The following is a 6105-nucleotide window of genomic DNA, read 5'->3' as shown; positions in this document are numbered from 1 at the left end:
ACCCCGCGGGTGCTGCTCGCCGCGGCGGCCGCCACCGCCGCGGCGATCGGCGGGGACGGCGGGCCGGACCGGTCCGCGATCGCCGCGGTGGCCGCCGCGGACACCCTCCGGACCGGGGTCGATCTCGGGACGGCCGGATGCGTGCTGGTCGTCCTCGCGGTGGCCCCGGACGGCCGGGAGCACCCGGTCTGGGTGCAGAGCCATCCGTCCGGCGCGCTGGCCGACGGCGTCGTCGTGGACTTCGCCCGGGCCACCGCCACCGTGCGGCGGCTCCGCGAGCGGGCGGAGGCCGCACTCGGCGTCGAGCTGCGCAGCGCGGCCACCGCCTACCCGCCGTGCATCCCGGTCGCGGACGCCCGCGCCTGCACCTACGTCTGCGAGTCCGCCGGGTTCGACGAGGTCGTCCTGGTCGACGAGGTCGGTGCGGCACAGCGCACGCTGGAGGTGCGCGACGGCGTCGTCGTCGACGTCGGGGGCGGCTCGACCGGGGTCGGCGTCTACCGCGACGGCGAGCTGGTCCGGCTCGACGACCGCCCCGGCGGCGGCCACCACCTCGACCTGGTGCTGGCCGGTGCGCTCGGGATCGGCGTCGAGGAGGCCGAGGCCCGCAAGCGGTCGCAGCCCCGCGAGGCGCTCCCGATCCTGGTCCCCGGGCTGCAACGGATCGCGGAGAACGTCCGCGCACTGACCGCGGGCGCCGAGGACCTGCCGCTGCACCTGGCGGGCGGCGCCCTGATGATCCCCGGCGCGGACGACGTGCTGGCCGGCTACCTGGAGCGAACCGTCGTGACCTATCCGCACGCCCTGCTCATCACCCCGGTCGGGATCGCCAGGGCGGGGGCGCGGGCATGAGCGCGACCCCCACCCTGCGCACCTACGCCTTCGTCGACCGGATGCAGCCGCAGTGCGCGGCGCACATCGCCGCGACCAGCCCGGGCGACGTCCCGCTCGCCGGGATGGCGGAGCTCTACATCGAGATGGCGCCCGGCAACGAGGTGTTCCGGGCCGCCGACATCGCGCTCAAGGCCGCCGGGGTGCGGCCCGCGCTGCAGATCATCGAGCGCGAGTTCGGCCTGCTGGAGATCCACTCCGAGCAGCAGGCCGAGGTGCTGGCGTCCGGGCAGGCCATCCTCGACGAACTCGGGATGACCGAGGCCGACCGGATCCGCCCGACGATCGCCTCCACCCAGTTCATCACCAACGTGCACCCCTACCAGGCGCAGCTGCTCAACAAGTGGCGCAAGGGCTCGATGCTGATGCCCGGGCAGAGCCTGTTCGTGATGGAGGTGGCCCCGGCCGCCTACATCGCGGTCGCCGCCAACGAGGCGGAGAAGGCCGCCGACATCACCGTCATCGAGCTGCGCGCCGTGGGCCGGTTCGGCCGGATGTTCCTGTCCGGGACCGAGAGCGCGGTGCAGGCCGCCCGGGACGCCGCGGTCGCCGCGCTGGAGGGCATCCACGGGCGGGAGGACCGGCGATGACCGTGCACGGAGCCGCGTCGGTGGACGCCGCCGCGGGCGGGACGCTGTACGTGCGGCCCGGCGACATCGTCACCCCGCTGGCCCGGGAGCGGGCCCGGGAGCTGGCCGTGCAGATCGTGACCGGCCCGCCGCCCGCCGCGGCAGCGGTGGCCGGGGCACCCCCGGCCACCGTGGCCGGTCCCGCCCCGGGCACCGGGTCCGGTTCCGCTCCGGCGACCGGGTCCGGCGCCGCTCGGGCGACGAGGGCCGGCGCCGCCGGGACAACTCGGTCCGGCGCCGCCGGGGTGGTGCCGGCACCGACCGGCCCGGCATCCGGCGCCGCGCCCGCCGCCCCGCTGCCCGGCGGCCCGCCGCCACCGGTCCGGCCGCCGTCGGGTGCGCTGTTCCGGCGCGGCGCCCCGCTGCCGCGCAGCGTGCTGCCCGGCGCGGCCACCGCCCCCTCGGCCGGGCCGGGGAGCGGCGCGACAGGCCGGGTGGTCGTCGTCGGGGCCGGGAACGTCGGCATGATCGCCGCGATGCGGCTCGCCGACGCGGACGTGTTCGCCGAGGTCGTGCTGGTCGACATCGACGCGGGGCGGGCCGCGGGCATCGCGCTGGACCTGACCCACACCGCGGCGCTGTCCGGGTTCGGCACCCGGGTGCGCGGTGCGGCGACGGTGGCCGAGGCGGGCCCGGCCGACTACGTGATCATCACCGCCGGGAAGCCGCGCACACCGGGGATGAGCCGCTCCGACCTGATCAGCACGAACGCGGCGATCGTCGGGGACGTCGCCCGGCAGGTCGCGGCGACGTCCCCGCGGGCGGTGATCGTCGTCGTCACCAACCCGCTGGACGAGATGACCCAGCACGCCTGGGCCGCGTCCGGGCTGCCGTCCGGCCGGGTGCTCGGGATGGCCGGGGTGCTCGACACCGCCCGCTTCCAGGCGCTGGCCGCGCTGAGCGGCGTCGCCCGCGCCGACCGGATCGAGGCGTGGGCGCTGGGCAGCCACGGCGAGGAGATGGTCATCCCGCTCTCCCGGGCCACCGTCGACGGGAAACCGCTGGCCTCGGCGGTCCCGGCCGCCGAGCTCGACGCCGTGGTGTCCCGGGCCCGCGGGTCCGGCGGCGAGGTCGTCGGGCTGCTCCGGTCCGGCAGCGCGTTCATGGCGCCCGGGATGTCCGCGGCCCGGATGGTGCTGGCGATGGCCGCCGACACCGGCGAGGTGATGCCCGCCGCGGTGCTCGCCGACGGCAGCTACGGCATCTCCGACGTCTACGTCGGGCTGCCGGCCCGGCTCGGCCGGGACGGGCTGCGCGAGATCGTCACCCTGGACCTGCGGCCCGACGAGCTGACCGCGCTGCGGGCGGCGGCCGACCGCATCCGGGAACGGGTGGCCGAGCTCGCCGCGGCGGCGTGATGCGCGCGGTCACCTTCGCCGGCGACGGCACGGTCCGGGTGTCGGACGTGCCCGACCCGCGGCTGGAGCAGCCCGCGGACGCGATCGTGCGGGTCCGCCGGGCCGCCGTCTGCGGGACCGACCTGCACACCGTCGCGCACGGCGACGGGCTCGACGTCGGCGCCGTGCTCGGCCACGAGTTCGTCGGGGAGGTCGTGGAGACCGGCGCCGCCGTGGCGGCGCACCGGCCCGGCGACACCGTCGTCGGCGCCGACTTCACCGCCTGCGGTTCCTGCTGGTGGTGCCGGCGCGGCGACCACTGGGAGTGCCCGCAGCGCCGCTTCTTCGGCACCGGCACCGCGTTCGGGCCGCCGCTGCCGGGCGCCCAGGCCGAGCTGGTCCGGGTCCCGTTCGCCGACACCGTCCTGCGGGCGGTGCCCGACGGGATCTCCCCGGACGCCGCCGTCTTCCTCGGCGACACCCTGGCCACCGGCTACGCCGCCGTCCGGCGCGCCGATCCGCTGCCCGGCGACACCGTCGCCGTGCTCGGCGGCGGACCGGTCGGGCAGCTCGCCGCGCTGGCCGCGCAGGCCTGCGGCGCGGGCACCGTGCTGCTCGTCGAACCGGTCGCCGCCCGGCGCGATCTCGCCGGCCGGGAGGGCTCGGTCGCGGTGGACCCGGCCGACGCGCCGCGCACCGCGCGGCTGCTCACCGACGGCCGCGGCGCCGACGTGGTGATCGACGCGGTCGGCGGGCCGCACGGGCTGGACGCGGCGTTCGAGCTGGTCCGCCGGCGCGGCACGGTCGTGTCGGTCGGGGTGCACACCGGTGACTGGTCGCTGCCCGCCGGCCGGGCCTTCGCCGACGAGCTGTCGCTGCGGTTCGCCATCGGCGACCTGATGCGCGACGGCGACCAGCTGCTCGCGCTGGTCCGGTCCGGCGCCGTCGATCCGGCCGTGGTGGCCGAGGAGACGGTGCCGCTCGACGGCGCCCCGGACGCGTACCGGCGGATGGCGCAGCGACGTACCCTCAAGTCACTGATCGCGCTCTGACGGCGGGGGTGGGATGACGACACTCGACCCGGCCCGCGTCGGATCCCGGCCCGACGGGCTGTCCCGGCTGCTGGCCTCGGTGCCGGCGGACACCGAGCGCGCCGCCGACGACCTCGCGACCCAGGCGGCGATGCTCGCCGGCACCCCGGTGACCGTCGCGGCCTGGTGCGACGAGCGCTGGCAGGTGCTGGCCGGATCCGGTGTCGGGTCGGCCGGGCTGCCGCCGGGCGGACCGGCGTCGGTCCCCGCCCGGTCCGGCCTGATCGTCGGGGCGGACGGCCCGGCCGCGCTCTGCTGGGACCCGGACGCCGCGCTCGGCCCGGACGTCGTCGAACGGTTGCGGCAGGGCCGGGCCTGGCTGTCGCTGCAACTGATCCGCACCCGGTCCCGCAGCGACGTCGACGCGGCGGCCGCCGAGACCGACGCGGTGCGGGAGGTGTCCCGGCGGCTGCTCACCGTCCGCGACCTCGACGAGGTGCTGCTGACCGTCGCCGAGCAGACCCTGCGGCTGCTCGAGTCCGACATCTGCGGGGTGATGCTCCGCGACGGCGACGTCGTGCAGATGCGCGCCTGCGTCGGCAACCGCTCCACCGAGACGGCCCGGCTGCAGATGCGCCGCGGCCAGGGCGTCGCCGGGCTGGTGTTCCTCACCGGCGAACCGGCCAAGGTCGACTCCTACCTCGAGGACCGCACGATCAGCGACGACTTCATGTCGCTGGCCGAACGCGAGGAGACCCGGTCGGCGCTGGCCGTCCCGCTCCGGCTGCGCGGCGAGTTCCTCGGCGTGCTGGAGGTGTGGCGGCGGCGCCGCTCGGTGTTCACCGACCGGGACATGCGCCGGATGGTCACCCTCGCCGACTTCGCGACGATCGCGATCGACAACGCCCGGCTCTACGACGAGCAGGCCGCCGCCGCCGACCGGCTCGGCCGCGCCCGGGACGCGCTCCAGCAGCAGGTCTCGGTGCTCGACCGGACCTCCCGGCTGCAGCAGGACCTGCTGCAGATCGTGATCGGCGGCGGCGGGCTGCCGGCCATCGCCCGCACCGTCGCCACCGAGCTGAGCTGCGAGATCGGCGTGTACGGGCCGGACGGGGTGCGGATCGCCGGGCACCGCGCCCGCGATCTGGTGTCCCAGCTGCCGGACGCCCTGCCGGTCGGCACCGCCGGGCCGGCGCTCACCGACCGGCGGGCGCTGGCCCGGCCGGTCTACGCCGACGGCGACCAGGTCGGCCAGGTGCTGCTGGTGCGCACCGACCGGACCGGGGACCTGCTCGACGCGGTCGCGGTGCAGGTGGCGATGGCCTGCTCGCTGGCGCTGCTGCGCGAGCGGGCGGCGAGCCGGGCCCGCGCCGAGGCGTCCGAGCAGGTGCTCTGGGACCTGCTGCAGGGACCGGTCGAGCACCGGCTCGCCGCCCGGACGCGGGCGCAGCAGCTCAACGTGCACCTGGCCGGCGGGCTGCGGGTGCTGCACGGCCGGATCGAGGACATCGACGGCCTCGCCAGCCGGCTCGGCTGGGACACCTCGCAGACCGACCGGGTCCGCAGGCGGGTGCTGCGGACCGTGCGGACCCTGCAGGGCCGCGGGCTGGCGCTGGCCAGCCTGCGCGGCGACCTGCTCGTCGCGATCGCCGCCGATCTCGACCGCAGCGGCGCCAAGGACCTGGTCAACGCGTTCGCGGCGGCCATCCACGAGGAGGTGCCGGAGCTGCAGCTGACCTGGGGGATCAGCCGGGAGCACGCCGAGGTCGTGGACCTCCCCAGCGCGCTGAACGAGGCGCGGACCGCGCTCTCGGCGGCGAAGCGGTTCGGCGGGCGGAACGTGTTCCTCTACGAGGAGCTCGGCATCGTCCGGCTGCTGCTGGGCTCGGGCGACGACCCGGACCTGCAGACCTTCGTCGACGAGGTGACCGGCCCGCTGCTCGACTACGACCGGGACAACGACGGTTCGCTGGTGCGCACGCTGCGCGCGTTCTTCGACGCCGACTGCTCGCAGAAGCTGGCCGCCGACCGGTTGTTCGTGCACCACAAGACGCTGCGCTACCGGCTGGAGCGGATCCGCCAGCTCACCGGGCTGGACCTGGGCCGGCACGAGGACCGGATGCGGGCCGACTTCGCGCTCCGGCTGCTGCAGGTGACCCGGGCCGACGGTGAGGCCGACGGCGCCGGGTCCGAGCCGGAACGCTGACGCCGCGGCCC

The 6105-nt window shown here is 76.8% G+C and carries 5 protein-coding genes; all 5 read left to right on the top strand.

What is annotated here, in order from left to right; all coding sequences use genetic code 11:
* Positions 1–852 (top strand): ethanolamine utilization protein EutJ (gene eutJ / locus ABD160_RS10365; protein WP_344020885.1); only part of this gene is annotated, 852 nt, incomplete at its 5' end.
* A complete protein-coding gene (locus ABD160_RS10360) occupies positions 849–1481 on the top strand; it encodes a BMC domain-containing protein (RefSeq protein ID WP_344020884.1) in 633 nt (210 codons plus the stop codon). The genes eutJ and ABD160_RS10360, both read left to right, overlap by 4 nt.
* Positions 1478–2878 carry a malate dehydrogenase gene (locus ABD160_RS10355; RefSeq protein WP_344020883.1) on the top strand — a complete coding sequence of 467 codons (1401 nt, stop codon included), beginning with the start codon at positions 1478–1480 and terminating at the stop codon, positions 2876–2878. The genes ABD160_RS10360 and ABD160_RS10355 overlap by 4 nt, the downstream gene beginning before the upstream one ends.
* A complete protein-coding gene (locus tag ABD160_RS10350; RefSeq protein WP_344020882.1) occupies positions 2878–3909 on the top strand; it encodes an alcohol dehydrogenase catalytic domain-containing protein in 1032 nt (343 codons plus the stop codon). Before ABD160_RS10355 ends, ABD160_RS10350 begins: the two co-directional genes overlap by 1 nt.
* 13 nt (positions 3910–3922) lie before the next feature.
* Positions 3923–6094, top strand: a complete 2172-nt coding sequence (locus ABD160_RS10345; protein ID WP_344020881.1) for a helix-turn-helix domain-containing protein — start codon at positions 3923–3925, stop codon at positions 6092–6094.
* The last annotated feature ends 11 nt before the right edge of the window (positions 6095–6105 follow it).

The sequence above is a fragment of the Pseudonocardia kongjuensis genome (assembly GCF_039526905.1).
In the GTDB taxonomy this organism is placed as follows: domain Bacteria; phylum Actinomycetota; class Actinomycetes; order Mycobacteriales; family Pseudonocardiaceae; genus Pseudonocardia; species Pseudonocardia kongjuensis.
This window is presented reverse-complemented; position numbering and strand designations above follow the sequence as displayed.

Coding starts and splice junctions, on each gene's coding strand:
- ABD160_RS10360 (WP_344020884.1), top strand. CDS start 849: ATGAGCGCGACCCCCACCCTGCGCACCTACGCCTTCGTCGACCGGATG.
- ABD160_RS10355 (WP_344020883.1), top strand. CDS start 1,478: ATGACCGTGCACGGAGCCGCGTCGGTGGACGCCGCCGCGGGCGGGACG.
- ABD160_RS10350 (WP_344020882.1), top strand. CDS start 2,878: ATGCGCGCGGTCACCTTCGCCGGCGACGGCACGGTCCGGGTGTCGGAC.
- ABD160_RS10345 (WP_344020881.1), top strand. CDS start 3,923: ATGACGACACTCGACCCGGCCCGCGTCGGATCCCGGCCCGACGGGCTG.